The following is a 25,222-nucleotide window of genomic DNA, read 5'->3' on the forward strand; positions in this document are numbered from 1 at the left end:
CTCCAGATTTGGCGGGCGCGCAATCAGAAATGCCGTTCGTCCTGAGCGAAGTCGAAGGACTGGCTCGTTCGGGGCATGTCCTTCGACTGCGCTCAGGACGAACGGGACAGGGTCAGCGGCTCACGCCGACATCCCCGCTCGACACGCCGCCTTTACGAAAGTCCCCGTATTTGCCGAACTCGTTGCGTGCGATCGACCGGTTGTGGACCTCGTCGGGACCATCGGCGAAGCGCAGCGTCCGCATTGCCGCCCAGTCGTGCGCGAGCCGGAAATCGTCCGACACGCCGCCGCCGCCATGCGCCTGGATCGCATCGTCGAGGATCCTCAGCGCCATGTTCGGCGCGGCTACCTTGATCATCGAAATCTCGATCTGTGCGGATTTGTTGCCGGCCTTGTCCATCATGTCCGCGGCCTTCAGGCACAGCAGCCGCGTCATCTCGATATCGATCCGCGCGGTCGCGATCCGCTCCTCCCAGACCGAGAAGTCGGCGATCCGCTTGCCGAACGCGACACGGCTCAGCAGCCGCTTCGCCATCGCCTCGATCGCGGTCTCCGCGACGCCGATCGTCCGCATGCAATGGTGGATGCGGCCCGGCCCGAGCCGCCCCTGCGCAATCTCGAACCCGCGTCCTTCGCCCAGCAGCACGTTCTCGACCGGCACGCGGACATTCTCGAGCACGACCTCGCCATGCCCGTGCGGCGCGTGATCATAGCCATAGACGGACAGCATCCGCTTGATCGTCACGCCGGGCGTGTCCATCGGCACCAGGATCTGGCTCTGCTGTTGGTGCCGCGATCCCTCGAAGCTCGTCTTGCCCATGACGATCGCGATCTTGCAGCGCGGATCGCCGACACCCGACGACCACCATTTCGTCCCGTTGATCACATAATGATCGCCGTCGCGGACCATCGACGTCTCGATATTGGTCGCATCCGACGACGCCACCGCAGGCTCGGTCATCAAAAAGGCGGACCGGACCTCACCGCGCATCAGCGGGCCGAGCCACGCCTCCTTCTGCTCGCGGGTTCCATAGCGATGGAATACCTCCATATTGCCTGTATCGGGCGCCGAGCAGTTGAAACATTCGCTCGCCCAGCTGACCTTGCCCATCTCCTCGGCGCATAACGCATATTCAAGATTGGTCAGCTGCGTCCCCTCGAACACGAAGCTGTCATCGACGTGAGTCTGCCCGGAATGGGGGGGCATGAAGAAATTCCACAGCCCTGCGGCCTTGGCCTTTTCCTTCATCTCCTCGATCACCGGAATCACCTTCCAGCGCTCGCCATGGTGGGCCTGCGCGTCGTAATCGGCCTGACGCGGGCGGATATTCTGGTCGATGAAGTCGCGCACGCGATCTCGGAAATAGGTCTCTCGGTCGCTGAAGCTGAAATCCATGCGGGCTCTCCATCGGTCCACGGTCTGGCGGTCGATTAGACCATACCGCGTATTCGGTAAAGCATCCGGGAGCGTGCCGAAAGCCGGTTTTCCACTCGGCCACGAAAGCGCCTAAAAAGCACTGTAACTTCAAATCGAAGCTGTTAGGGTATTTTGATGAAGGTTCCGGCAGAGGCGATCGAAGACGGCGAACAGGGCACGAAGCGCTTCCGTGCCAAGCGTGACGCCATCCTCGCCGCAGCCGCAGAGGCGATCAACGAACAAAGTGCCAAGGGCATGACCTTCGCGGACGTTGCGCGGCGGGTCGGGCTCAACACGACGAGCGTTACCTATTACTTCAAGCGCAAGGAAGACCTTGCCGCCGCCGCGTTCGAGAACACGCTCGATTATCTGCTGCGGATGCTCGACGAGGCGATGGTCGAGGCGACCCCGCAGGCGCGCGTCGCCCGCTATCTCGCGCTCAACATGGCGCGGCTCGGCCGGATCCAGCGCGGCGAGGAAAAGGCGTTCGCGGTCCTCTCCGATCTGCGCGCCACCGAAGACCCGATCCGCAGCCGGCTGATGAACGGCTGGCGCGAAGTGTTCCGCCGCACCCGCCTCCTCTGGGGCCCGTCGACCGGCCGCGCACAGACCGACATTCAGAGCGCGCGCGCGCACGTCCTGCTCGAAAATACCTTCTGGTTGCCGATCTGGCTGACGCGCTACGAGCCTGACCAATATGCCCGTGTCGAGGCGCGGTTGATGGATGTGTTCGCGCACGGCATCGCCGGGCCGGGTGCGCGCTGGGCGCCGACGCTGCTCGATCTCAGCCATGACGATGCCGAGCCGGGGCGCGAGGCGTTCCTGCTGGCGGCGACGCGGCTGATCAACGAACTCGGCTATCGCGGCGCATCGGTGCAGAAGATCGCGTCCGAACTGAACGTCACCAAGGGCAGCTTCTACCACCATCTCGATGCCAAGGACGATCTGGTCATCGCCTGCTATCGCCGCAGCTTCGATACGATCGCCGATGCGCAGGGCCGCGGTGAGGCCGAGGGCGGCAGCTATTGGCACAAGCTGTCGAGCACGGTCGCGACGCTGCTCGACGTCCAGTTCGCCGAGCGGGGTCCGCTGCTCCGCACGACCGCGCTCAGCGGCCTGCCGCCAAGCGTCCGCGACGCGATGGTCGAGCGGTCGAACGGGATCGCGCGGCGCTATGCGGGAATGATGATGGACGGGATCGGCGAGGGCTCGATCCGCGCGGTCGATGCGCTGATCGCCGCGCAGGCGCTGATGGCGGTCCAGAATGCCGCCTTCGACATGCGCAAATGGGCGTCTACCATGCCGCGCGAGCGCGCCGTTGCAATGTATGCCTCGACGCTGATGTACGGCCTGTTCGACGATTGAGCGGCAGAGGGGCGGCGGGGACCGGCACAGGCTGACTGCCGCGTCGCTCCCCGCCCCCGACGTCTCAGGCCGCCGCGAGCACGGCCTGATCCTCGGCGCGCTTGAGCAGCACGCCCGCACGCCAATAATGATAGAGCGCCCAGGGCGTCATCATCACGATGATCACCAACGCATAGCGTAGTGATTCCTCGCCAAAGGTCGGTTTTAGCAGGTCGCTCAGCCACCCGACCATCGTCGGACCGAGGCCGAGGCCGACCAGGTTGATGACCAGCAACGTGATCGCCGCCCACATCGCACGGGTCTTCAGCGGCGCGAGATGCTGGATCAGCGCGAAGCTCGGCCCCAGGTACGAATTGGCGAAGATCAGGTAGACGAAATAGCTGCCGATCGCGATTGCCGGCACGTCGATCAGGTAGAAGGCCAGCGCGAAGGGCAGCGACAGCCCCTTCATGACGAGCACGACCCAGCTCTGCACGTGAAGGCCGTGGCGCTTGGCGAGCACATCGGCGATCTTGCCGCCGGCAAGCGCCGAGATTGCCCCGAACAGGGCACCCGGCAGCGCGATGTAGCGCGACACGTCGAGCATCGAGATGCCGAGCGAACGCTGCATGAAGCTCGGCCCCCACCCCGTCAGCGCGTACCCGATCATCGAGGTCAGGGTCACGCCGACGACGAGATGCCGCGCGGGCGCGCTCGCCCACATCGAGGCAAAACCCTGCGCGACGCTCGGCATCGGCGCTGGCGCGGCGACCGGGCCGGCGTCGGACAGGCCGCGACGCGGCTCGACCATGAACAGCCGGACGAGCACCGCCAGCGCGATACCGGGCAGTCCGACGGTCATCATCGCCACCCGCCAGCCATAGCTGTGCGCGACGACGCCACCGATCAGCGTCCCGAATCCCGCCCCCAGCACCACGCCGAGCGAATAGACTGCCATCGCGCCCGCGCGCTTTTCGGGGGGATAGAGATCGGCGATGATCGAATGGCTGGGCGGGCTCGACCCGGCCTCGCCAATCCCGACGCCGATGCGGAACAGCATGAGTTGCGTGAAGTTTTGCGCCAGACCGCACATCGCGGTCATCGCGCTCCAGATCGTCAGGCTCACCGCGATGATGTTGCGGCGGCTCGTCCGGTCGGCCAGTCGCGCGACCGGGATGCCGAGCGTGGCGTAGAAGATCGCGAACACGAGTCCCGAAAGCAACCCGAGCTGCGTGTCGGTCAGCACCAGGTCCGCCTTGATGCGTTCGAGCAGGATCGCGAGGATCTGCCGATCCATATAGCTGAAGAAATAGGTGAGCGTGAGCAGGGTGAGCGTCAGGCCGCGGCGCTTCATGGCCAGGGAATCGGCGATGTCGGAATGCGTCTTCAACGCTGTCGCCATGGTCATCCTCTCGTATCGTTGCTGGCCTTGCGACCTTGTTGGGACCGTACCCAATCGTTGAAAGCAAGGCCAGCGCCGAGAGCAATCAGAATTTTTGCGACAAACCGAGTTTTGCGGTGAACCCGAGCGGCGAGGCGGTGAACGGATCGTAATTCTGGTCCAGCCGCGCGAAAGGCGGCGCGCGATCGAAGATGTTGAGCGCGGACAGCGACACCGTCGATCCGGTCGGCAACGCGATCCTCAGCGTGGCGTCCATCGTCTTGAACGCGCCGATCTCCTTGCCGCCCGTCACCGATCCACCGGCCAGCGCACCGAAGTTCGGCCCGAAGATCGCCGCGCCGCGCTGATCGGTATAGCCATCGATATAGTTGAACTGCACGCGCAGGCTGGCGACGTCGTAATCACCCTGCACATACCAGTTGCCCTTGATCTCGGGCACCGGGTAGGCCGTCGTCTGGTAGTTGAGCAGGCCGACACCGTCGAATGCGGGCTGCACGACGATCCCCTCCACCGTCACGTCCTTGGTCTTGTAGTCGATGACATAGGTGCCGGTCGCGCCCACCGTGACGGTCGCCAGCCCGAGCTCTCCGCGGAAGCTTGCCTGGACGTCGAGACCGGAGGTCGTGACATTGGCGCTGTTGACATAGACGGTGCGCAACCGCTGGACGTTGCCGACGCCGCAGCCCGCACCGGTGAAGGTGAAGCGCTGCTGGAGCGCGGCAAAAGCGGCATTGCCGCAATTCGCCGCGCCGCTCGCACCGAACAATGCGTTGACGATGCCCTGTGTCGGCTCCTGCTCGATCGGCCCCTTCAGGTCGTACCGGAAATAGTCGACGCTCGCATTGAACCCGCCCGCGTCGAGGATCACGCCCCCGCTATAGGTCGTCGCCTTTTCAGGCTCGAGATCTGGATTGCCGTTGATGTCGACCGCGCGGAACGAGGTGCCGATGATCTGCAGCGCGGTCAGATTGCCTTCGAGCTGCTGCGCGGGCGGTCCACGGAACGTCGTCCCGGCCCCGCCGCGCAGCGCCAGCCACGGCGCCACCTGGATTCGCAACCGTCCCTGCGGATTGAAGGTCGATCCGACATTGCCGCCATAATCCTCGTACCGCGCGGACAGCTGGGCGTTGATCGCCTCGAGGATCGGCAGCTGCAGCTCGGCGAACAGCGCCTTCACGTCGCCCACCGAGGACGCGTTCCGGTTGGTGCCGAGGAAGCCCAGCGCACCCGTCTGCGGCGTACAGGTCGCACGCGGATTGAGCGGTGTCCCCGGGCAGGGATTTACCGCGAGGTTGCTGTCGGCATTATAGTTCACGGCATAATAATTGCGCCGATACTGGCCGCCGATCGCAAAGCCGACATCGCCACCGGGCAGTCGCAGCCCGGTCCGCCCACCGAGCACGAGGTCGCCGACGAACAATTGCGTGTTGTAGACGGTGCGCGTCGTCCGGAAGAAATTGTCGACCGTCGCAATGTCGTTGACCAGCCCCGCACCGGGCGCGGTGCTGAGCCCGTTGGTGCTTCGCGACCCGGCGTAATTAGGGTTCACCTGGCCCGTGACCGGGTTCGCCGCCACCGCGGTCGAGAACGGGTTGAAGAAGGTGCAGCCGTTCGTTCCGGCAAGCGAAGCGATCTGCGCAGCGGTCAGCCCGGCGCGCGACGCGGTGGTCGCATAGGCGCAATTGGGGCCGCCAAAGCCCGCAATCGCGTTCTGCAGCAGGTCACCGAACGTGTCGGTCCCCTCATTCTCACGGACATATTGCGAATAGGTCCCGCTCGCGGTCAAGTTGATCCGGTCGGTGACCTCCCACGACAGGTCCGCGGTAAAACGCATTTCCTCCGACTGGCGCTTGGAAAATGCCGATCCGCGGTCATTGTCCCCGCCCCGCATGACCGGATTGCCACCGAGCAGTGCCGGACGGAAGAGCACGGGGAAGGCGAGCGCGGGTGCGAGCGGCGTGCCGTTCGCGGTCAGGCAGCCCGCCGCCGCACCATAGACCTGGCAATAGTCGCGCAGTGCCGGCGCATAGGTCGGCACCTGGAAGAAACCCGCGCCGCCGCCCGCCGCATTCGCCGATGGCGGCAGCGTCGGCAGATAGGTCGGCGACGTCGTGATCCGCGTCGAGGTCGCTCCATAGAGCGCGGTCGCGGTGAACTGCAGCGAACTGGTGAGGTCGATCGCGACCTCGGCATAGGCCTGATACCGGTCCTCCGGCTCGACGAGATTGCCGAACTGGCCGTAATTGTTGAAGCATCGATCAGTCGGCACCGCGATCGTCCCGACTGCGGTCGGCGTCGGTGTCGTCGAGCCCGCGACGCTGCGGAATCCGCCGAGCGATTCACACCCCAGATCGCGAACGAAATTCACCCCGTTCGACACACCGTTCGCGCCATAGCCGGTGAACAGACGCCCGCTGACCGGGTCGAGGAACGGAACGGTTGCGTTGAAATCGAGGTTGCCGGGATTGCCGCCGCCGGTCCAGCCGCCCTGGGGATTGTTGGCATATGGCTGAATGGTGAAGTCCCGATCGGTCGTTCGGAGCTCCGACCGGTGCTGATAGCCGAACGACGCCAGCATCCGCACGCCGTTGCCGCTGTGGCCATAGCTCATGGCCGTGCCGTAATCGCCCTTCGACCCGTCGATATAACGGTAGTCGCCCGACACCAGGAAACCCTGCTGGTCGGTCCGTGTGATGAAATTGACCACGCCCGCGATCGCGTCCGAGCCATAGGTGGCGGCGGCGCCGTCCTTGAGCACCTCGACACGACCGATCGCGGCCGACGGGATCAGGTTGATGTCGACGATCGGAATACCGCCGCCGACCGGCACCAGCCGCTTGCCGTTGAGCAGCACCAGCGTACGTTGCGGCCCCAGCCCGCGCAGATTGACCGACGCGACGCCCTCATTGCCTTGGCTGCGGCTGTCGAACTGGTTCGCGTCGCCGGTTACGCCGTTCGAAGTCGGCAGGTTCTTGAGCAGTTCGACCGCGGTCGGCGCGCCCTGCTTCGCGAGTTCGTCACCCGAAATCACGTCGACGGGTGCGGCGGCATCCTCGGACGACCCGCGGATCAGCGAGCCGGTGACGATGATGTCGGCATTCTCTGACTGGGCGGCGGCAGACTGCGCGGGGTTCGCTGTAACCTGCCCTGCTCCCGTCGTTCCCAATGGTTGTGGATCACCCCCGATCTGCGCTGCCGCCGGAACGGCAAGGGCCCATGCAATGACGAAAAACGCGGACGCGACGAAATAGCGCTGCTTGGCCACATCACTCTCCCCTGTTCGGCCGAAGCACTTTGGCCCGTACCGCATCATCGAATAGATTCTTCTACGCCTTACGCGTCAAGCGGGAAAATCGTAGCATATTGCTACTAATCCCCGCCAATACTGTGATGTAGACGGCTTTCGCCAGTTCCGGATCGGCCAGAACCATTTTTCGATCTTGCGATAATGTGGCCCCGGGGAGAGGGCCTTTACCGCAGCGGTCCGACCCTAAGGATACCAGCCGCCGCCGGCCTTCAAGCGCCGAAGTCAGGTGACGCCAGAAATGACGCAAAACGGAACAGCGCATGCGGCGTCAGGCCGGGTCGCACAATGCTCGCTGATGCTGGGGTTTCAGGAAGGACGGCGGAAGGTACGGCCTTGCCGTCCTTCCGCCTTATCCCCTCTCCAAACTCGTCAAGGCGGCGACCTGTTGGACTGCCTGCCTGTCGATACCGAGCACTGCGAGAGTGCTGCGAGGCTCAACCACCCTAAGTCCGTCTCTTTCCGAAACTGAACATCAGGTATGGGCAGCTATTGGCATGATTCGCCGGGGGATGCAAAGGGAAGTTCGGGCGCCGTCGCGGATGCCGGACTAAAGTCGGGGATGCCGGCCTGAGAGCACTCCCACCACGTCCGGCCGGTCCGGAGCACGAGGCCGGGGTCAAGACCCGGGACGCCAGCGGCGCTAGGCCTGTGCGCTCGGGCGGCCTGACGCACGGTCGTGCCAAGCCCTGAGATGTGTCAGCTCGTCCGGGATGGGAATGCCGACGAACCCGGCGAAGTCGATCGTCGTCAGCAGGACGATGTCGGCAATGGTATAGCGCACCCCGTCGAGCCATTCGATGCCCGCCAGCGCAGCGTCGAACTCGGCCATGGCCGACCGGACACGCGGCCGCTGGGTTTCGCCGAATTCGGTATATTGCGGCTTCACGATCCGCGCCGTCCAGGGATGCGTATGCTGCCACACCAGCGACAGCGGCGTCATCAGCCGCAATTCGACCCGCCGCGTCCACATGTCCACCTCGGCGATATTGTGCGCCCCGTGCCCGAACAGCGGCGGGTCCGGATGCAGCGCCTCGAAATATCGACAGATCGCGACGCTCTCGGTCAGCACGCGACCATCGTCGAACGCCAGCGCAGGCGTCTGGCCGTAGGGATTCACCGCGAGGAACGGCGCCGCCTTGTGCTCCGCCTTGGGTATCGACACCTGCACCATCGGGATGCGCACCTGCTTTTCGGCGAGGAAGATCCGGACGCGGCGCGGGTTGGGCGCCGGCGAGGCACTGTCGTAGAACAACATCGGCTGATCCTTTCGCGAGTCGTCTTTTCGAATATCGCGTATGGCATTCGCCGCACACTTCGCCTAGCCACGCGGATATGACGATCGCCTCCGATTTGCTCGCTACCGGCTTCGCGACCCTGCCGAATCTGATCCGCGCACATGCCCGCGAACGCGGATCATCGACCGCCATCGCAGATTCGCAGGGCAGTATCGACTATGCGACGCTCGACCGGACGATGGACCGCGTCGCGGCCGCGCTGCAACGCGACGGCATCGCCGCGGGACAGGCGATCGCGATCGTCGCCGCGCCGTCAACCAGCTATCTTTCTGTTTTCCTTGGCGCGGTACGGGCCGGCTGTGTCGCGACCCCGATTGCGCCGTCGGCAACCCCCTCGGCGATCGCGGCGATGATCGCGGACAGCGGCGCGCCGATCGTCGTGCTGGACGAGCCCATGGCGCAGGCTCTGGCGGACGAACGCATCACCGCGCGGACCATACTGATGTCGGATGCCTACCTGCCGCCCCAGGGGCCGTCCGGCGACGCCGAGCTGTTGGAGCGCTGGCTCGCGCCCGATGGCGCACGCCCCACGCCCGTGGCGATCGCGCCTGGCGATGCGTTCAACATCATCTACTCGTCGGGCACGACCGGCACGCCCAAGGGGATCGTCCAGAGCCATGCGATGCGCTGGGCACACATCGCGCGCAACAGCGCCGCAGGGTTCGACACCGCAGTCACGATAATCGCGACGCCGCTCTATTCGAACACCACGCTCGTCAGTGTCCTGCCGACGCTCGGCTGGGGCGGCAGCGTCGTGCTGATGGGCAAGTTCGACGCGCGCGGCTATCTGACGCTCGCCGAGCGATACCGCGCAACGCACACGATGCTCGTTCCGGTCCAGTATCAGCGGATCATGGCGCTCCCCGATTTCGACGCATTCGACCTCTCGGCGTTCCGCTTTAAGACGAGCACCAGCGCGCCCTTCTCCGCCGCGCTGAAGGCCGACGTGGTCGCACGCTGGCCGGGGCTGCTCGTCGAGTTCTACGGCATGACCGAAGGCGGGGCGAGCTGCGCGCTCAACGCGACCGCGCATCTGACCAAGCTGCATAGCGTGGGTCAGCCGATGCCGGGGCACGAGATCCGCCTGATCGACGACGACGGCGTCGAGGTGCCGCCGGGCGAAATGGGCGAGGTCGTCGGCCGCTCGCCCGCGATGATGAACGGCTATCACGGCCGCAGCGCTGCGACGCGCGACGTCGAATGGTATGACGCCGAGGGTAACCGCTATATCCGCCACGGTGATGTCGGGCGGTTCGACGAGGACGGCTTCCTTATCCTGATGGACCGCAAGAAGGACCTGATCATCTCGGGCGGGTTCAACATCTACCCGTCCGATCTCGAGGCTGTACTTGCCACACATCCCGACGTCGCCGATTGCGCGGTCATCGGCATGCCGTCCGAGGCGTGGGGCGAGACTCCGGTCGCGGTCATCGTCCCTCGCTCGCCCGAGGCTAACCCGGCGGATATCCTGGCATGGACCAACGCGCAGCTCGGCAAGACCCAGCGCCTGTCGGGCATTCATTCGACCAGCGAACTCCCCCGCAGCGCGATCGGCAAGGTGCTCAAACGCGAGCTGCGCGATTCCCTGACGGGGACGGCGGCATGACCAGTCTGCGACAGGCGATCGAGGCGCTGCAGCCGATCGAGGGCGGCTGGCGCGGGACCGTGCCGGACAATTGGCTGCAGGGGCGCACCGCCTATGGCGGGTTCTCGGCCGCGCTTGCACTACATGCGGCGCAAATGTCGGACACCAACCTGCCACCGCTCCGCTCGGCGCAGGTCGCGTTCATTGGCCCGCTCTCGGGCGACATAACGATCCGCGCGACGCGGTTGCGGCGCGGCCGCAATGCCGCGTTCGTCCAGGCGGACGTCGAAAGCGCGGCGGGGCTCGGGCTGCGCGCGACCTTCGTCTTCATGGGGCCGATCGCCTCGCGCGTCGACCATCACACCGGCACCGCGCCCGCCTTCGCGGTACCCGACGCAGACACCGCGACTTATCGCGGCCACAGCGCGGTCGCCTTCTCCCGTAATTTCGATCTGCTCGACCGCCGCGACGACAGCGTCGGCCCCGCCGAATGGCTGCGCTGGGTCCGGCTGGCGGATCGCGACGGGCTCGATCAGATGGTCGAACTGATCGCAGTCGCCGACTGCCTGCCACCCTCTGCGCTCAAGCTGCTCGGCGGGCCTGCGCCGCTCAGCTCGATGACCTGGCTGCTCAACATTCTCGGCCCGCAACCGGTGACGCACGACGGCTGGTGGCTGCTGCGCGCGACGACCGACTATGTCCGCGACGGCAGTTCGAGCCAGTCGATGGCGATCTGGAACGCGCAGGGCCTGCCGATCGCCGAACAGATGCAGAGCGTCGCGATCTTCGCCTGATTGCGGCGTCAGGTCGGCCGCGCGCAAATGTGACGTGCACGATACAGATTGCGACAGTTTATCCGTCACCTGACAAAGCGTCGCGACAGCCGACCGTCATAACCGGGACATTCGATGGGGATCAGCCCCGTCCGACCGGAGATACGCGATGCGCAAGACCCTGCTCACGCTGGCGCTGACAGCCAGCAGCTTTGCCGCCACGGCCTGCGGCGCACAGTCCGCCCCCGCTGACCGCGCCGACGCCGCCGCCACCAGCGCCGCCAACCGCGCCGCGCTGCAGACGACCATCGCCGGCCAGACGCAGGCGGCGCCCGAAGCTGCGCCCCGCGGTCCCGGCCCGCGTCACGCAGGCCGGATGCGCGGCGGGCCGATGATGCAGGCTGACACCGATCGCGACGGTGTCTTCACCCGCGCCGAAGTCCTCGCGCAGGCAGAGGCCCAGTTCGCCCGATTGGACGCCGACGGCGATGGCATCGTGACAGCGGCCGAACGCCAGGCGGCTCGTGAAGCGATGCGCGACCGTCGCGAGGCCCGGATGGCCGCGCGCGGCAAGACGCTCCCGCCCGAGCACGCAGGCATGGCGGACGGCAGGAAGGGCCAGATGATGCGCGGCAGGCGCGGCGGCGGTGACGGCGTGCTCACACGGGCCGAATTCATCGACCGTGCCGGGCAGCGTTTTGACCGGATGGACGCCAATCATGACGGACGGCTCGACGCGGGCGAGCGGCCCGATCGCCGTGCGATGCGCCATGGTCGCGGGCACCGGATGGACCGGCCGGGCGGCGACACCGATCAGTAATCCGCCCCCCTGCCCCTCCGCGCCGGACGGTCTGCGATCGTCCGGCGCTTCCTTTGGACACGCACCATGCTAGACGTCGCCCCCATGGGAGACATGCCGCATCTGTTGCTCGTCGATGACGAGCGTTCGATCCGCGAGCCGCTGGCCGCCTATCTGACCAAGCAGGGATTTCGCGTCACGCAGGCCGGCGACGCGGAGGCCGCGCGGACGCGGCTGACCGCCTATGCGATCGACCTCGTCATCCTCGACATCATGATGCCGGGCGAGGACGGGCTCAGCCTATGCCGCCACATCGCCGCGACCAGCGACGTGCCGGTCATCCTGCTGACCGCGCGCGCCGAGGAAACCGACCGGATCGTCGGGCTGGAAATGGGCGCCGACGATTATGTCGTGAAGCCCTTCTCGCCGCGCGAGCTCGCGACGCGGGTGAAGGTCGTCCTGCGCCGCGCCACCGCGGGCGGCGCCCGTCAGCATGCGCCCGAGGCCAATTCCTACGCCTTTGCGGGCTGGGTGCTCAAATCGGGCGAACGCGCGCTGGTCGATCGCGAAGGCGTGTCGGTGCCGCTGTCGACCGGCGAGTACAACCTGCTGCTCGCACTCGTCACGCGACCCCGCCAGGTCCTGACCCGCGACCAGCTGCTCGATCTGACCCAGGGGCGCGAGGCCGCTGCGTTCGATCGCGCGATCGACAATCAGGTCAGCCGGCTGCGCCGCAAGATCGAGGCGGATGCCAAGACGCCCGAACTGATCAAGACGGTCTGGGGCGGCGGCTATACGCTGGCGGCCGAGGTCATCCGCCTGTGATCGCGCACCCGTGACGGCGTCCCGGCCCTGGCCGCGCAGTCTGGCAGGGCAGATGGCGCTGCTGATCGCGCTCGCCCTGTTCGTCGCGCAGGCGATCAATTTCGGGCTCATCCTCCGCGACCGGACCGAATTTCGTCTCGCTCAGGCGACGCGACCGGTGGCGACGCGGATTGCCGATGCGCTCGAACGCGAGGCGCATGCCGGGCGACCGCTGACCGCCGACCGCGGCCGGGTCCGTCGCCTCACCGCCAATCCGCTCGCCCCCTTCGCCTATCAGCGGCATCCGGAGGTCGCGGCGGAACTCCGTCGCCAGCTTGCCGACCAGGGGCTGACGGTGGGCCGGATCGATACCGGTCTGCGCCCGGTTTCCGACGACGATGCCGGGTCCCGGCGGCGGGAGGGTCGTCGCAACGCCGACCGGCGGGGCGACCTGCAGGGCCCCACGCTGGTGATCGCGGTCGAACAGCCGGGCCGCGGGTGGCTGGCGATCACCGCGCCGTGGCCGCAGCCGGGCTGGCGGCTGCTGTTCGCACTGTTGAGCCAGACCGCGATCCTGTACGTCATCGTGCTGTTGCCGGTGCTGTGGATCGTCCGGCGGATGTCGCGCCCGTTGCGCGATCTGCGCGCTGCGGCAGAGGCGTTCCGGCCGGGTGAGCCGGCCATCGCGCTGTCGGTTCGCGGCCCCGACGACGTCGCAGCACTGGTTGCCGCGTTCAACGCGCTGCGGCTGCGCGTCACCGCGATGCTCGACGAGAAGGATCGGATGCTCGGTGCGATCGGCCATGACCTGCGCACGCCGCTGGCAGCACTGCGTGTCCGTATCGAATCGGTCGAGGACGACACCGATCGCACCCGGATGGCGGACACGATTGCCGAGATGAACCGCACGCTCGACGACATCCTTTCGCTCGCCCGGCTCGGCCGCCCGAGCGAGCCACCGACCGATGTCGATCTGGCGGCGCTGGTCGACGCGGTGGTCGAGGATTTCCGCGATATCGGTGACAATGTGATGTTCGTCGAGGCGGGCCGGCTGCGGATGCACCTGCGCCCGTCGCTGATCCGGCGAGCGGTGCGCAACCTGATCGAGAATGCGGTCAAATATGGTGTTTCGGCAGAGGTCCGCGTCGAGGCGGATGCGCGTCGCGTCGCGATCGTCGTCGCCGATCAGGGACCCGGGATCCCCGAGGATCGCATGGGCGACGTGTTCGATGCGTTCACCCGGCTGGAAACGTCGCGCAACCGTGAAACCGGGGGCATCGGGCTGGGCCTTGCGCTCGCCCGCGCCATCATCCGCGAGGCCGGCGGCGAGATCCGCCTCGTCAACCGCACGGGCGGCGGCTTGGACGCGATCATCGAACTCCCGCGCTAAGGCCAAGTCGGGCGCACACGTCCACCCAAAACCCGTCATCCTGGGCTCGACCCAGGATCCAGAGCCACGCATTCTGCGGCATTGGGCTCTGGATCCTGACTTTCGTCAGGATGACGGAGGTTGTGGGGCGAGCGGGCCGAAGCCCCTAGTCCTCGACGATCTGGCTGTTCGTCCGCGTATCCTTCATCCGCAGATACACGATCAGCGACACCGCGATCATCCCGGTCACATACCAGTAGAAACCGCGCTCGAACCCGGAATCCTTGAACTTGAGCGCGACATATTCGGCGGTCCCGCCGAACAGCGTGTTGGCGAGCGCGTAGGGCAACGCGACGCCCAGCGCCCGGATATGCGCGGGGAACAGCTCGGCCTTCACGACCGCGTTGATCGAGGTGTAGCCCGTCACGATCAGCAGCGCCGCCATCACGAGCAACCCGGCATAGACCGGGTTGGTCGCGGTCTCGAGCGCGGTGAAGATCGGATAGGTGAACAGCACGCCTGCAATGCCGAACGCGATCATCAGCGGCTTGCGGCCGACCCGATCCGACAGGCCGCCCGCGATCGGCTGCAGCAGCATGAACACGAACAGCGTCGCGGCATTGATCTGGCTCGCCACCTCACGGCTGAAGCCGCTCGTGTTCACCAGGAACTTCTGCATGTAGATCGAGTAGGCATAGAAGGCGAGCGTACCGCCTGCGGTCAGCAGCATCACCGTCATCGTCTCGCGCGGATGCTTGGTGATCAACTGAAGGAAGCCCGACTTAGGCTTGCCGTCGCCCGCCTCGGACTTGGCATTCTCGAAGCTCTGCGTTTCGGCCAGCCCGCGACGAATGTAGAACACGACCACGGCCAGGACCGCACCGATCGCGAACGGAATGCGCCAGCCCCAGGAATCGAGTGCCGCCTCGCTCATCGTCGACTGGAGTACCAGTAGCACGCAGATCGCGAGCAGCTGGCCCGAGATCAGCGTGACATACTGGAACGACGAGAAGAACCCGCGGCGATCCTTGCCTGCCATTTCGGTCAGATACGTCGCCGACGCGCCATATTCACCGCCGACTGACAGCCCCTGCATCAGGCGTGCGATCACCAGCATGATCGGCGCGAACACGCCGATCGTCTCGTATCCCGGCGTGCAGGCTATGATCAGCGAGCCTGCGCACATCAGCGTGACCGCGACGGTCAGCCCCGCCTTGCGGCCGTGGCGATCCGAATAGACCCCCATGATCCACGCGCCGATCGGCCGCATCAGGAAGCCGACGGCGAAGATCGCCGCCGCGCTCAGCAGCTGCGCGGTGCGATCCGTCGACGGGAAGAAATGCGGTGCGAAGTAAAGCGTGAAGGCCGAATAGACGTACCAGTCGAACCACTCGACGAGATTGCCGGTCGATCCGCCGATGATCGCTTTCAGGCGCGTTTTCTGATCGGGGGCCATTATTTCGCGTCCTGTGCGGCTTGAGTTGGGGCAAAGCCGCGCTTCTTGAGCAACGCGTTCACATCCGGGTCGCGACCGCGAAAGGCGCGGTACGCCTCGGCACGATCGGTCTCGTTACCCGTCGACAGCAGCAGCCTTGCGAACTTGTCCGCGGTCGGCTTGTCCCAGGGGCTGCCCGCCTCCTCGAACGCAGCGAACGTGTCCGCGTCCATCGTCTCGGACCAGAGATAGCTGTAATAGCCCGCCGAATAGCTGTCGGACGAGAACAGATGCTGGAACTGCGGCACGCGGTGCCGCATCACCAGCTGCTTGGGCATGCCGATTTCGGCGAGTGTCGCCGCCTCGAACTTGTCCGGGTCGATCACGCCATTGGCCACGGTGTGGATCTTCATGTCGACGATCGCCGACGACAGATATTCCGCGGTGGCAAAGCCCTGGTTGAACGTCCGTGACTTCTCGATCTTGTCGAGCAGGTCCTGCGGCATCGCCGCCTTGGTCTGGTAATGCCGCGCATATTTGTCGAGCACGTCACGGGTCAGCAGCCAATGCTCGTTCACCTGACTCGGATATTCGACGAAGTCGCGCGGCGTCCCTGCAAGGCCCGGATACTGGACGTTCTGCAGCATCGCGTGGATCGCATGGCCGAATTCGTGGAACAGCGTCTGCGCATCGTCGAGGCTGATCAGGATCGGCTCGCCGGGTGCGCCCTTGGCGAAATTGTTGTTGTTCGACGACAGCACCAGCTGCGCCGGGGCAAGCCCGCGCTGCCCGCGATAGGTGTTCGCCCAGGCGCCCGACCGCTTGCCCGTCCGGGCGAAATCGTCGCGGTAGAACAGCCCGACATCCTTGCCGGCCTTGTCCGTCACGCTCCACACACGCATGTTCGGCTCGAACACCGGCACCTTGCCGGTGATCTCCTTGAAGTTCAGCCCGTACAGCCGGTTGGCGGCGTAGAGCGATCCCTGGATGATGTTGCCGAGCTCGAAATACGGCTTGAGCTGCGCCTGGTCGAGATCGTAGCGGCTCTTGCGGACCTTCTCCTGGTAGAAGCGGTAATCCCAAGGCTCGATCGTCAGCGACGTGCCGGCAATCTTCTGCATGTCCGCGACTTCCTCGGCGACGCGCCCCTTGGCGGCGGGCCAGACGCGCATCATCAGGTCCATCGCCGCGGCGGGCGTCTTGGCCATCGTGTCCTGCATTCGCCAGTCGGCATGCGTCTTGAACCCGAGCAGATGCGCGCGGTCGGCACGCAGCTTGACGATCTGCGCGATCGTCGCGTTCGTGTCGTTGGCATCGCCGTTATCGCCGCGATTGACGAACGCGCGCCACACCTTCTCCCGCAGGGCGCGGTCGGTGGCGTAGGTCAACACCGGATCGACCGCCGAGCGCGTGTTGACGATCGCGAAGCCCGGCTGCTTGCGCTCGGCCGCCGCGGCCTTGGCGACCGCCTTCACGCTGTCGGGAAGCCCGGCCAGCTGCGCCTCGTCGGTGACCGAGATCGCCTTGCTCTCGTCGGCAAGCAGCTTCTCGCCAAAGGTCGAGAACTGCGTCGCGAGCTGCTGGTTATACTGAGACAGCTGCGCCTTCTGCGCATCGTTCAGTTTCGCGCCCTGGCGCACATAGCTGTCATAGATCCGCGTCACGAGCCGGATCTGCTGCGCGTCGAGGCCGCTCGAATTGCGTGCGTCGTAGATCGCCTGGATCCGCGCGAACAGCGGCTTGTCGAACGTGATGGCATCCGACGCGGCGGAGAATTTGGGCGACCATTCGCGGTCGAGCTTCTGATAGGCGGGCGTGTTCATGTTGCCCGTCATCACGCCGAACAGCGTCATCACTTGCCCGTAGCGCTTGCCCGCAAGCTGCATCGGCACGATCGTGTTCGCGAAGCTGGGCTTGGCCGGGTTGTCGGCGATCCTGCGATATTCGGCGGTGCGCTCCGCCAGCGTCGTCTCGAACGCCTGCGGGAACAGTTCGGGGCGGACCTTGTCCCAAGGCGGTACCCCGCCGGCGGGGCCGGTCCAGTCGGCAAGCAGCGGATTGGCGGAGGGCGCGACCGCGGTCTGCGCCATGGTAGATGCTGACGCCATCAATGCGGCTGCACTGATTGCGAGGGGTAGAAAATGCACATGGTTCTCCCGGACGATGTTGACGCCATCATAGAGACAATGTGCAGATGCGGAACCCCGCGTGCCGCGGCGGCACCCCCCGGCCCGCGCTGGCAGGCCGTGTCCAGGGCGCCAAAGGACCGGTCAGGCTGCCCGGAACTAGACGTCTTCAGACGCCTCTGAATGCCCATCCATAGCGTTTGAAGGCGGGGACTGCTGTTCAGCCAGACGTGCCGCCTCGATCAGCCGGCGGCCCGTTTCGGCCGCCGCCGCGGGCGTCATCGCGATCGCCAGGCCATTGGGACCATCGAGCGTCACCTGCCCCTGCTCGGCCGCCGCTACGCCCGGCTCGTCCTCCGGCTTCAACCTGTCGTTCATGCAAAGGCTCCGGCGGGGGTGGCGCTCGTCCCGTAAAGATAGTCGGGCTGAAATTCACCAACACTCGCCAGCCCGGCTGGATCCATGATCTCGACGGTATTTGCCCGGAATGTCACCAGCTTGCGCTCTCGCAGCAAGCGCAGCACGCGATTGACGTGGACGCCGGTGATGCCGCAGGCCTCCGCCAGATCGGGCTGGGTCATCGGCAGCGCGTAGCAGCCGTCCTTCGCCAAGCCGACCATCGCCAGCCTTGCGTAGATCTCGCAGAAAAGATGCGCCACGCGGCCCTCGGCGCCGAGCCGCCCCATCCGGAAAATCCATTCGCGGTGCATCGCCGCATCGAGCAGCGTGCTGAACCAGAGCCGCTGCGTCAGATGCGGATGCCGTTCGGTGATCGTCTTCAGCGTCTCATGTTCGAACGTCGCGACCTTTACCGGCCCCAATGTGGCGACGTCATGATCCAACCGCTTCATCGGGAAGGCATGAAGGTCGACAAAATCCCCCGGGATATGGACGGCGACGAGCTGCCGCAAACCATCCCGATCATCCATGTACCGGCAGATGAACCCTTCGAGCAGCAGCGTGCTCGTCTGGACGGGCTGGCCGGCACGCACGAGGCGATGGCGCGGCGGCAGCGACCTTACCTCGGCGACGCTGTCCTCCAGGATCTGCTTTTCCTGTGCGCTCAGGTCCTCGCGGCCTCGGCCCAGCAAAAATTTTTCCGTCAGCATGCCTGTTTCCCCACCGCAATACCGCGCACGTGACGCGCTCATCAGCGGATTCATATTGATCGAGATGAGTCAATCGCGTCGAAGGCGAAACAAAGCCGCCGGCCATCTGTTCCTCGTCGACCATGTATCAGCCGCAATCCCAAAACGACCATCCGCTCGCACGCGCGTTCATCGCGACGATCAAGGACACTGCCTTCCCGTGTGTCGGCGCCAAGTCGGCGCTGGCGAAGGGGCAGATGGACATCATCGTTGCGCGCGACCTTCGATCGGCATGGGACGACCTGCGCATCCTGCCCATGTTGGGCGACACGGTCCGCAAATATCACCAGGATCGCGCGATCTTCCGTACGCTCGTGGTGTTGTTCGAAGGCCCGGCCGACAGTGCCACGCACCTGAGCGAAGAGGAATTCGAATCGCACCTCTGGGCGCGGGCCCAGTCGCTGAGCGACAAGGACGCGTGGCTAGGCCATCGTCCCGATCCCTCGGTCAGCGCCGATCCCGACGATCCGCATTTTTCGCTGAGCTTTTCCGGCGAGGCGTTTTTCGTCGTCGGCCTGCATCCGCAGGCCAGCCGCCCCGCGCGTCGTTTCGAGGCGCCGGCGATGGTGTTCAACCTCCACGATCAGTTCGAGGTGCTGCGGACGCAACAGCGCTACGACAAGTTGCGCACGTCGATCCTGGCGCGCGATCTCGAGCTGGCGGGGTCGATGAACCCGATGCTTGCGCGGCACGGCGAATCGAGCGAGGCACGCCAGTATAGCGGGCGGGCCGTCGACGATTCTTGGAAATGCCCGTTCAAGCGGAGCAGTGCGCATGGTTGAGACGATCAGTCCCCGGTCCGGGACCGCCTTCACGCTCGATCGGGGCCAGACGCTGACCGTGATCGATCCCGAGGGTCGGCAGGTCGCCGATCTTCTGGCTTATAGCCGAGCCGACACGCGCGAGGTGATTTCGTCGGGGCGGACGCTGGACTATGCCAGCCGGCTCTATCTCACCACCGGCGACCGGCTCTATTCGAACCGCAGCACCGTGATGCTCGACATCATCGCCGACGATGTCGGCCGGCATGATTTCCTGCTGACGCCGTGTTCGAAGGAAACCTTCGCGATCATCTACGGCGACACCGATCCGCACCGGGGCTGCTTCGGCAATCTCGCGGCCGCCCTCGCGCCTTATGGTATCGAGCCGGATGCGATCCCGGTCGCGTTCAACTGCTTCATGAACGTGCCAATCGATGGCAAGACTGGGGCGTTCACCGTTGAACCACCGCTCAGCCGTGCCGGCGACACCGTCACATTCCGCGCGGAGATGGACCTGATCATTGGCTTAACGGCCTGTTCCGCGCTCCAGTCCAATGGCGGCGCGTTCAAACCGATCCAGTACCGGATCGACTGACGCCGTCTGCCCTTTGGCGCCGAAACGCCGAGGGTGCGCTTACAACAAGGCGTCGAGCAGTCCGATCAACGGCCGGTCGGCAGGTGGCATCGGCAGGTCGTGCATGTCCGCCGGGCGGACCCAGCGCAATGCGGATGCCTCCAGTGCGCGCGGCACGCCGGTCCATTTGCGCGTGATATACAGCAGCAGGAGCAGATGCCGGTCGTCGAGCGGCGCACTGGCAAACGCGGCGGGGGCAAGACAGGCCTGCGGCACGGTTATCGCCAGTTCCTCTTCGAGCTCGCGGATCAGGGCGGCTTCGGGCGTTTCGCCTGACTCGACCTTGCCGCCCGGAAACTCCCACAGCCCGGCCAGCGAGCGGCCCTCGGGGCGCTGCTGTAGCAGGACGCGGCCGTCCGCATCGACCAGCGCGGCGGCGACGACCGGCAAAAGGTAAGCGACTTTGGTCATTCGTTAATCTCCGCGCTGTATAGGGCACGCCATGAGGCCGAAGCTGATCGTCGTAAAGACCATGCGTCGCAAGATCCGCGCCGCTGCGGCCGCGCTCATCACCGACCGGCGCGGCGCTACCGCAGTTGAATACGGCCTTATTCTTGCGCTCGTCGTTCTCGGCATGATCGCCGGACTCGTCTATCTTGCAGATGGCACCACGGCGCTCTGGGGCATGCTGCACAACCGAGTGGCTAACGCGCGCTAACCATAGCAAAAATCCGCTCGTTTAAGCTTTTCTCAATGGGTCACGTCTAGTCACGAAATTGCTGATCCGGTGTAGCCCCGGGCGGCCGGGTGACTGATGCTTTTAACGATGGAGACCGGAATGCAGACGCTTCGGAAGATTTTCAAGAACACCAAGGGCGCAACCGCAATCGAGTACGGCCTGATCGCCGCGCTGATCGCCGTCGCAGCCATCGCCGCAATGCAGGGCCTGGGTGGCAGCCTGAACAAGACGTTCAACAACGTCTCGACCAAGCTGAACGGCTCGACGACCTGATCTGCTCGGTCCCAGGATCGAAACGAAACGCATAGGGCGGCGGATCTTCGGATCCGCCGCCCTTTCGTTGTCGGGCTCAGAGACGACCCATCTTGAGGAACTTGGCCTGGCGTTCCTTGCGCAGCTCGACCGGCGACAAAGGAACGAGCGAGTCGAGTGCATCCGTCAGCGCGTCGCCCAGCGCGTCGATCGCCACCGCGCGGTCACGGTGCGCGCCACCCAGCGGTTCGGGGACGATCGTGTCGATCACGCCGAACGCCTTCAGATCCTGCGCGGTGATCCGCATCGCCTCCGCCGCCTCAGCCGCCTTGTCCGCGGTACGCCACAGGATCGACGCACAGCCTTCGGGGCTGATCACCGAATAAATGGCATGTTCGAACATCAGCACGCGATTGCCCGCCGCCAGCGCGACCGCGCCACCTGATCCGCCCTCGCCGACGATCGCCGAGACGATCGGCACGCCTGCGTTCAAGCAGGCTTCGGTCGACCGGGCGATCGCCTCCGCCTGTCCGCGCTCTTCAGCCTGGATGCCGGGAAACGCCCCCGATGTGTCGACCAGCGTCACGATCGGCAGGCCGAAGCGGTCGGCCAGCTCGACGAGGCGGATCGCCTTGCGATAGCCCTCGGGCTTGCCCATGCCGAAATTGTGCCGCAGCCGGCTCGCAGTATCGTCGCCCTTCTCATGGCCGAGCACCATGATCTTGCGGCCGCGGAACGTCGCAAAGCCCCCCAGGATCGCCTGGTCGTCGCCGAACGCCCGGTCACCGGCGAGCGGCACGAATTCCTCGAACAGCGCGGCCGCATAATCCTTGAAGTGCGGCCGCTCGGGATGGCGCGCGACCTGCGTCTTCTGCCACGGCGTCAACCGGGCGAATGTGTCCTTCAGCAGCTTGTCGGATTTCGCCTGCAACCGCATGATATCGGCGGACAGATCGAGATTGCCATCGCTGGCGGTCTCACGAAGTTCGTCGATCCGCCCCTGCAGTTCGGCGATGGGTTTCTCAAAGTCGAGGAAGCTTGGCATCCGCGTCGGTTACGGGGCGCGCGGCGGAACGTCAACGTGAGGTCGCGTGCTCCGGATCGGTCAGGGGGTGGCGGGTGTTGACGAGCTCGATCAGTTTGCTCGCCTCGACATGCGTATAGATCTCCGTCGTCGCGATATCGGCATGCCCGAGCATCGCCTGCAACGCCCTCAGATCGGCGCCCCCCGCGAGCAGATGCGTCGCGAAGGCGTGGCGCAGCACATGCGGGCTGACGCGGTCGGGGGGCACCCCCGCCTCTGCGGCCAGCGCCTTGACGATCTGGTACAGGCGAATCCGTGACAAATGCCCCTTGCCGGAGGGGAACAGCCAGGGCTGATCCGCCGCGACATGCGTGCGCCACAGCGCGACGGCGGCACGCGCCCGGTCGGAAATCGGCACGAGCCGCTCGCGCCCGCCCTTGCCGCGCAGGATCAGGAACGGCCGGTCGGGATGCACCGCGGCGCGCGGCAGGCTGACGAGCTCGGTCGCACGCAGCCCCGATCCGTAGAGCAGTTCGATCAATGCGGAAAGACGCAGGTCGACCGGATCCATCGGATCGCGCGCCACGCGCTCGACGATCGCGGCGAACAACCGGTCGACATCGGCGTGGCTGAGGATCTTCGGCAAGGACCGTGCCGTGCCCGGCCGCGGGAGCGCCTTGCCCGGATCGTCACTGCGATGGCCTTCGTCGGCGAGAAATCCGAAGAACCTACGCAAGGCTGCAGACTTGCGGCCGACCGTCGCGCGCGACAGGCTGCTCCAGCTGTCCGCCAGCCGCCCCAGCGCATCACCGTCCGCGCGGGCCAGCGCGCCCTCGGCGACGCGTGACGCCAGCATGAGATCGCTGCGATACGCCGCGATCGTGTTCCGCGCAGCGCCCGATTCCGCCGCCATCATCTCGAGGAACCGCTCGATCAGCGCCCGGTCGCTCGCCGCCGACGGCGCGCGCTCGATCGCATCCGCCCCGACGACCACATCGGTCATGATCGCGACCGCGTCACGCGCGCGCGATCGCCTCGGCCGCGATCATCCGCGCTTCGCCCTCAAGTCCCACGGCGCGCAACGCGGCGACGATCCGGTACAAGGCCTCGGGCGGCATGCCGTGCCAGCTGGCGGTCTGCATGCCCGTCGCCGCGAGCAGCGCGACCGTCCCCGTCTGGCCCGCACGCGCCGCCTTGTCGAGCGCGCGCGTCCAGCCATTCTCGGTGCCGATCGGAACCGCCAGCGCCTGCGCCGCGCGTTCGATATCGCCCGCGCTCAAACGACCGAGCCCCGCCAGTCCGGCGAACAGCAGACGCTGCTTCAGGGCCGAATCGCCGCGGCCACCGCTATAGGCAGCTAGATCGCCATAGCTCAGGCGACCGGTCGCATCGGGATCCGCCAGCGCGATCATCGCCCAGCCATCGCCCCCCTTGGCGACCGTGCCGCGCCAGCGCGCCGCCGTCCGGTCCAGCCCCGCGGACAGCATCGCGGCGACCATCCGGTCCGCATCGCGTTCGCCATTTGCGGGCGGGATCCGTGCCGCCGCCCGAGCCGTCAGCACCATACGGGCATAGGACGGCCACGCGTCCTCCGCCTTTCCCCAGATCGATCGCAGCGCGGTCATCCGGCCTTCGGCATTGCGGTCGGCATAGGCGGTACGCAGGTCCTGCACGGTTGCGGCCACAGCGCTCTGCACGCTGTCGTCCGCCTCCGCTGCGGCGTAGAGATCGACCAGCGCCGCGCTCGACAGCACCCCTTGCGCCGCGGCGGCGTCCGCGGCGGGCAGGCGGTCGGCGATCGTCATCGCAGGCGACAGCGCGCGCCAATAGGTCGCCTGCACGCCGACGGTCCGGTACAGCGCATCGGGAACGGCGACGCCGGTCGCCATCGCCAGGCCGAACCGCCACGAAGTCAGCTGGTCGACCGAATCCCATTCGATCGTGACCGCCTGACGCCCCTGCCCGCCCGCGCCGACGACCTTCTGCGCGAGCAGCATGTCGACGCCCGACGCGAGGTTGCGGCGCCGTGCCGCGGTGATCAGCGTGCCGGCCTGGGTCGGCGATCCCGACAGCCCCGCGCACATCGCCTGCGCCATCGTCCAGCCACGCGCCGGTGCGCGTTGCATCGCGCCCTCGACGAGCGGGCACAGTGACCCCGGATCGCCCGCGGCGAGACCCGCGTTCATCGCCACCTGATAGAGTTTGGGTGTGTAATTGCCGGTATCGACGCCCTGCACCACCGCACGCGCGGCGACGGATTCGCCCATGCGCAGCAGCAGCCAGGCGCGCTCGGCGGCAAAATCCGCGCCGTTGACGCCGACCGGGGTCTCGACCCGCGACACAAGCGCCCGTCGCAACAGGATCGACATCCAGCGTGACGGGAGCGGCGCGCTCAACCGCCGCATCAGCGTTTCGAGATAGGGGCCCTCGGCATCGCCGAACGCGTCGGCCGCAAGACCGCCCTCGCCGGGGCCGATCGGCCCCACACGGTCGAGCGAACGGCGGGCCGAGGCCGGCATCTCATATTGCGCGAGCACCGCCGGATCGATCGTTGGCGGCGTGTCAGCGGCAGGCGTCGCCGTCAGCGGCGCAATGCTGCCATCGGGTGCGGGCAGCGGCTGGGTCGTCGCCATCCCGGCCGGCGGCGCCGGAACGGGAGCGCCGGGGGACGCGGTCGGGCCCGAAGACGGGGCCGTCGGTGCGGACCGGGCTGGCGCCTGTCCGGGCGGCTGGGACTGCGCCGGGTTGGCGGACGGGGGAGTCCGCCGCGGCGCAGGCGCCGGTGTTGGCGTCGTGTCACCGAAACCGGGCGGCAGGAGTGATTCCGGTCGGTCCTGCCCGATCGCCGGCGCGAGCGCGGCAAGGCTGCAGGCGGCGGCGAGCGCCGCCAGCGTGACCTTAGGACAGGTTCGCAAGCGTCACGGCCTTCTCGACTTGCGTCTGCGGGCGCTCCGTGGCGCGACCGGCGAGCAGGAACAACCCACCGACGACGACGACCAGGATAACGACGACCGAGACTATCAGGCGGGACATACGCAAAACCTTGTAAAAGACTGATAGGACATTGG

24 protein-coding genes are annotated in these 25,222 nt (G+C 66.2%); 11 read left to right on the top strand and 13 right to left on the bottom strand.

All coding sequences use genetic code 11. The annotated features are described in order from the left end of the window. Positions 1-112 precede the first annotated feature (112 nt). Positions 113-1,396: an acyl-CoA dehydrogenase family protein gene (locus tag IFT54_RS15360; RefSeq protein WP_031394444.1), complete on the bottom strand. Its 1,284-nt coding sequence runs from the start codon at positions 1,394-1,396 to the stop codon at positions 113-115. 156 nt (positions 1,397-1,552) lie between these two features. Here IFT54_RS15360 and IFT54_RS15365 point away from each other — a divergent pair, with 156 nt between their 5' ends. Then, positions 1,553-2,782 carry a TetR/AcrR family transcriptional regulator gene (locus IFT54_RS15365; protein ID WP_192071263.1) on the top strand — a complete coding sequence of 410 codons (1,230 nt, stop codon included), beginning with the start codon at positions 1,553-1,555 and terminating at the stop codon, positions 2,780-2,782. Between the two features lie 64 nt (positions 2,783-2,846). Here the strand turns inward: IFT54_RS15365 and IFT54_RS15370 are convergent, their stop codons facing one another. The 3 genes from IFT54_RS15370 to IFT54_RS15380 form a co-directional block, all read right to left on the bottom strand. Beyond that, complete coding sequence (locus IFT54_RS15370) at positions 2,847-4,115, bottom strand: spinster family MFS transporter (protein WP_244649065.1); 1,269 nt, start codon at positions 4,113-4,115, stop codon at positions 2,847-2,849. Between the two features lie 133 nt (positions 4,116-4,248). Beyond that, on the bottom strand, positions 4,249-7,428 hold the full coding sequence (locus IFT54_RS15375) for a TonB-dependent receptor domain-containing protein (RefSeq protein ID WP_192071265.1): 3,180 nt from the start codon (positions 7,426-7,428) through the stop codon (positions 4,249-4,251). Between the two features lie 682 nt (positions 7,429-8,110). Further along, positions 8,111-8,725: a glutathione S-transferase family protein gene (locus IFT54_RS15380; protein ID WP_192071266.1), complete on the bottom strand. Its 615-nt coding sequence runs from the start codon at positions 8,723-8,725 to the stop codon at positions 8,111-8,113. Between the two features lie 77 nt (positions 8,726-8,802). Here IFT54_RS15380 and IFT54_RS15385 point away from each other — a divergent pair, with 77 nt between their 5' ends. From IFT54_RS15385 to IFT54_RS15405, 5 genes are all read left to right on the top strand, one after another. Then, complete coding sequence (locus tag IFT54_RS15385) at positions 8,803-10,371, top strand: class I adenylate-forming enzyme family protein (protein WP_192071267.1); 1,569 nt, start codon at positions 8,803-8,805, stop codon at positions 10,369-10,371. Further along, positions 10,368-11,144, top strand: a complete 777-nt coding sequence (locus IFT54_RS15390; protein ID WP_192071268.1) for a thioesterase family protein — start codon at positions 10,368-10,370, stop codon at positions 11,142-11,144. The genes IFT54_RS15385 and IFT54_RS15390 overlap by 4 nt, the downstream gene beginning before the upstream one ends. 148 nt (positions 11,145-11,292) lie before the next feature. Continuing rightward, the gene (locus tag IFT54_RS15395) at positions 11,293-11,943 is read left to right on the top strand and encodes a hypothetical protein (RefSeq protein WP_192071269.1); all 651 of its coding nucleotides are present in this window, start codon (positions 11,293-11,295) and stop codon (positions 11,941-11,943) included. An 84-nt stretch (positions 11,944-12,027) separates the two neighbouring features. After that, complete coding sequence (locus tag IFT54_RS15400) at positions 12,028-12,747, top strand: response regulator (RefSeq protein WP_031395033.1); 720 nt, start codon at positions 12,028-12,030, stop codon at positions 12,745-12,747. 52 nt (positions 12,748-12,799) lie between these two features. Then, positions 12,800-14,116: a sensor histidine kinase gene (locus tag IFT54_RS15405; RefSeq protein WP_192071303.1), complete on the top strand. Its 1,317-nt coding sequence runs from the start codon at positions 12,800-12,802 to the stop codon at positions 14,114-14,116. Between the two features lie 145 nt (positions 14,117-14,261). Here the strand turns inward: IFT54_RS15405 and IFT54_RS15410 are convergent, their stop codons facing one another. The 4 genes from IFT54_RS15410 to IFT54_RS15425 form a co-directional block, all read right to left on the bottom strand. Further along, positions 14,262-15,551, bottom strand: coding sequence for an MFS transporter (locus tag IFT54_RS15410; RefSeq protein WP_031395035.1), 1,290 nt, complete (start codon positions 15,549-15,551; stop codon positions 14,262-14,264). Further along, positions 15,551-17,638 (bottom strand): M3 family metallopeptidase, encoded by a 2,088-nt coding sequence (locus IFT54_RS15415; protein ID WP_192071270.1) that lies wholly within the window; start codon positions 17,636-17,638, stop codon positions 15,551-15,553. Before IFT54_RS15415 ends, IFT54_RS15410 begins: the two co-directional genes overlap by 1 nt. Positions 17,639-17,815: 177 nt before the next feature. Next, positions 17,816-18,034 (bottom strand): hypothetical protein, encoded by a 219-nt coding sequence (locus tag IFT54_RS15420; protein WP_192071271.1) that lies wholly within the window; start codon positions 18,032-18,034, stop codon positions 17,816-17,818. After that, positions 18,031-18,615 carry a Crp/Fnr family transcriptional regulator gene (locus tag IFT54_RS15425; RefSeq protein ID WP_342354843.1) on the bottom strand — a complete coding sequence of 195 codons (585 nt, stop codon included), beginning with the start codon at positions 18,613-18,615 and terminating at the stop codon, positions 18,031-18,033. Before IFT54_RS15425 ends, IFT54_RS15420 begins: the two co-directional genes overlap by 4 nt. On the opposite strand from IFT54_RS15425, the gene IFT54_RS20925 reads away from it, so the two are divergent. The 3 genes from IFT54_RS20925 (at position 18,517) to IFT54_RS15435 (ending at position 20,160) form a co-directional block, all read left to right on the top strand. Then, positions 18,517-18,798, top strand: coding sequence for a hypothetical protein (locus IFT54_RS20925; RefSeq protein ID WP_342354845.1), 282 nt, complete (start codon positions 18,517-18,519; stop codon positions 18,796-18,798). The genes IFT54_RS15425 and IFT54_RS20925 overlap by 99 nt on opposite strands. An 89-nt stretch (positions 18,799-18,887) precedes the next feature. After that, positions 18,888-19,586, top strand: coding sequence for a guanitoxin biosynthesis heme-dependent pre-guanitoxin N-hydroxylase GntA (gene gntA, locus IFT54_RS15430; protein ID WP_056406180.1), 699 nt, complete (start codon positions 18,888-18,890; stop codon positions 19,584-19,586). Further along, the gene (locus IFT54_RS15435; RefSeq protein WP_037529011.1) at positions 19,579-20,160 is read left to right on the top strand and encodes a DUF1989 domain-containing protein; all 582 of its coding nucleotides are present in this window, start codon (positions 19,579-19,581) and stop codon (positions 20,158-20,160) included. Before gntA ends, IFT54_RS15435 begins: the two co-directional genes overlap by 8 nt. 39 nt (positions 20,161-20,199) lie before the next feature. Here IFT54_RS15435 and IFT54_RS15440 read toward each other — a convergent pair whose 3' ends face one another. Next, the gene (locus tag IFT54_RS15440; protein WP_192071273.1) at positions 20,200-20,610 is read right to left on the bottom strand and encodes a (deoxy)nucleoside triphosphate pyrophosphohydrolase; all 411 of its coding nucleotides are present in this window, start codon (positions 20,608-20,610) and stop codon (positions 20,200-20,202) included. A 61-nt stretch (positions 20,611-20,671) separates the two neighbouring features. Here IFT54_RS15440 and IFT54_RS15445 point away from each other — a divergent pair, with 61 nt between their 5' ends. Together IFT54_RS15445 and IFT54_RS15450 are read left to right on the top strand one after the other, a co-directional pair. Next, a complete protein-coding gene (locus IFT54_RS15445) occupies positions 20,672-20,857 on the top strand; it encodes a Flp family type IVb pilin (protein ID WP_031396230.1) in 186 nt (61 codons plus the stop codon). Between the two features lie 120 nt (positions 20,858-20,977). Then, positions 20,978-21,151: a Flp family type IVb pilin gene (locus IFT54_RS15450; protein WP_031396231.1), complete on the top strand. Its 174-nt coding sequence runs from the start codon at positions 20,978-20,980 to the stop codon at positions 21,149-21,151. 76 nt (positions 21,152-21,227) lie between these two features. Here IFT54_RS15450 and IFT54_RS15455 read toward each other — a convergent pair whose 3' ends face one another. From IFT54_RS15455 to IFT54_RS20770, 4 genes are read right to left on the bottom strand one after another with little or no spacing between them, the layout of a single operon-like run. Beyond that, positions 21,228-22,175: an acetyl-CoA carboxylase carboxyltransferase subunit alpha gene (locus IFT54_RS15455; RefSeq protein ID WP_192071274.1), complete on the bottom strand. Its 948-nt coding sequence runs from the start codon at positions 22,173-22,175 to the stop codon at positions 21,228-21,230. A gap of 31 nt (positions 22,176-22,206) precedes the next feature. Next, positions 22,207-23,157, bottom strand: a complete 951-nt coding sequence (locus tag IFT54_RS15460; RefSeq protein WP_192071275.1) for a tyrosine-type recombinase/integrase — start codon at positions 23,155-23,157, stop codon at positions 22,207-22,209. A gap of 13 nt (positions 23,158-23,170) precedes the next feature. Then, positions 23,171-25,069: a hypothetical protein gene (locus IFT54_RS15465; protein ID WP_192071276.1), complete on the bottom strand. Its 1,899-nt coding sequence runs from the start codon at positions 25,067-25,069 to the stop codon at positions 23,171-23,173. After that, positions 25,053-25,187: a hypothetical protein gene (locus IFT54_RS20770; protein WP_260171443.1), complete on the bottom strand. Its 135-nt coding sequence runs from the start codon at positions 25,185-25,187 to the stop codon at positions 25,053-25,055. Before IFT54_RS20770 ends, IFT54_RS15465 begins: the two co-directional genes overlap by 17 nt. Positions 25,188-25,222 lie beyond the last annotated feature (35 nt).

The organism is Sphingomonas sp. CFBP 13714, assembly GCF_014842205.1.
In the GTDB taxonomy this organism is placed as follows: Bacteria; Pseudomonadota; Alphaproteobacteria; order Sphingomonadales; family Sphingomonadaceae; genus Sphingomonas; species Sphingomonas aerolata.

Bases quoted from the DNA above. Each gene is read 5' to 3' on its own strand.
- IFT54_RS15370 (WP_244649065.1), bottom strand. From the start codon at position 4,115: ATGAAGCGCCGCGGCCTGACGCTCACCCTGCTCACGCTCACCTATTTC.
- IFT54_RS20770 (WP_260171443.1), bottom strand. From the start codon at position 25,187: ATGTCCCGCCTGATAGTCTCGGTCGTCGTTATCCTGGTCGTCGTCGTC.
- IFT54_RS15405 (WP_192071303.1), top strand. From the start codon at position 12,800: ATGGCGCTGCTGATCGCGCTCGCCCTGTTCGTCGCGCAGGCGATCAAT.
- IFT54_RS15445 (WP_031396230.1), top strand. From the start codon at position 20,672: ATGCGTCGCAAGATCCGCGCCGCTGCGGCCGCGCTCATCACCGACCGG.
- IFT54_RS15455 (WP_192071274.1), bottom strand. From the start codon at position 22,175: ATGCCAAGCTTCCTCGACTTTGAGAAACCCATCGCCGAACTGCAGGGG.
- IFT54_RS15400 (WP_031395033.1), top strand. From the start codon at position 12,028: ATGGGAGACATGCCGCATCTGTTGCTCGTCGATGACGAGCGTTCGATC.
- IFT54_RS15360 (WP_031394444.1), bottom strand. From the start codon at position 1,396: ATGGATTTCAGCTTCAGCGACCGAGAGACCTATTTCCGAGATCGCGTG.
- gntA (WP_056406180.1), top strand. From the start codon at position 18,888: ATGTATCAGCCGCAATCCCAAAACGACCATCCGCTCGCACGCGCGTTC.
- IFT54_RS15380 (WP_192071266.1), bottom strand. From the start codon at position 8,725: ATGTTGTTCTACGACAGTGCCTCGCCGGCGCCCAACCCGCGCCGCGTC.
- IFT54_RS15385 (WP_192071267.1), top strand. From the start codon at position 8,803: ATGACGATCGCCTCCGATTTGCTCGCTACCGGCTTCGCGACCCTGCCG.
- IFT54_RS15435 (WP_037529011.1), top strand. From the start codon at position 19,579: ATGGTTGAGACGATCAGTCCCCGGTCCGGGACCGCCTTCACGCTCGAT.
- IFT54_RS15415 (WP_192071270.1), bottom strand. From the start codon at position 17,638: ATGGCGTCAGCATCTACCATGGCGCAGACCGCGGTCGCGCCCTCCGCC.
- IFT54_RS15365 (WP_192071263.1), top strand. From the start codon at position 1,553: ATGAAGGTTCCGGCAGAGGCGATCGAAGACGGCGAACAGGGCACGAAG.
- IFT54_RS15420 (WP_192071271.1), bottom strand. From the start codon at position 18,034: ATGAACGACAGGTTGAAGCCGGAGGACGAGCCGGGCGTAGCGGCGGCC.
- IFT54_RS15450 (WP_031396231.1), top strand. From the start codon at position 20,978: ATGCAGACGCTTCGGAAGATTTTCAAGAACACCAAGGGCGCAACCGCA.
- IFT54_RS15460 (WP_192071275.1), bottom strand. From the start codon at position 23,157: ATGACCGATGTGGTCGTCGGGGCGGATGCGATCGAGCGCGCGCCGTCG.
- IFT54_RS15390 (WP_192071268.1), top strand. From the start codon at position 10,368: ATGACCAGTCTGCGACAGGCGATCGAGGCGCTGCAGCCGATCGAGGGC.
- IFT54_RS20925 (WP_342354845.1), top strand. From the start codon at position 18,517: ATGAAGGTCGACAAAATCCCCCGGGATATGGACGGCGACGAGCTGCCG.
- IFT54_RS15395 (WP_192071269.1), top strand. From the start codon at position 11,293: ATGCGCAAGACCCTGCTCACGCTGGCGCTGACAGCCAGCAGCTTTGCC.
- IFT54_RS15440 (WP_192071273.1), bottom strand. From the start codon at position 20,610: ATGACCAAAGTCGCTTACCTTTTGCCGGTCGTCGCCGCCGCGCTGGTC.
- IFT54_RS15410 (WP_031395035.1), bottom strand. From the start codon at position 15,551: ATGGCCCCCGATCAGAAAACGCGCCTGAAAGCGATCATCGGCGGATCG.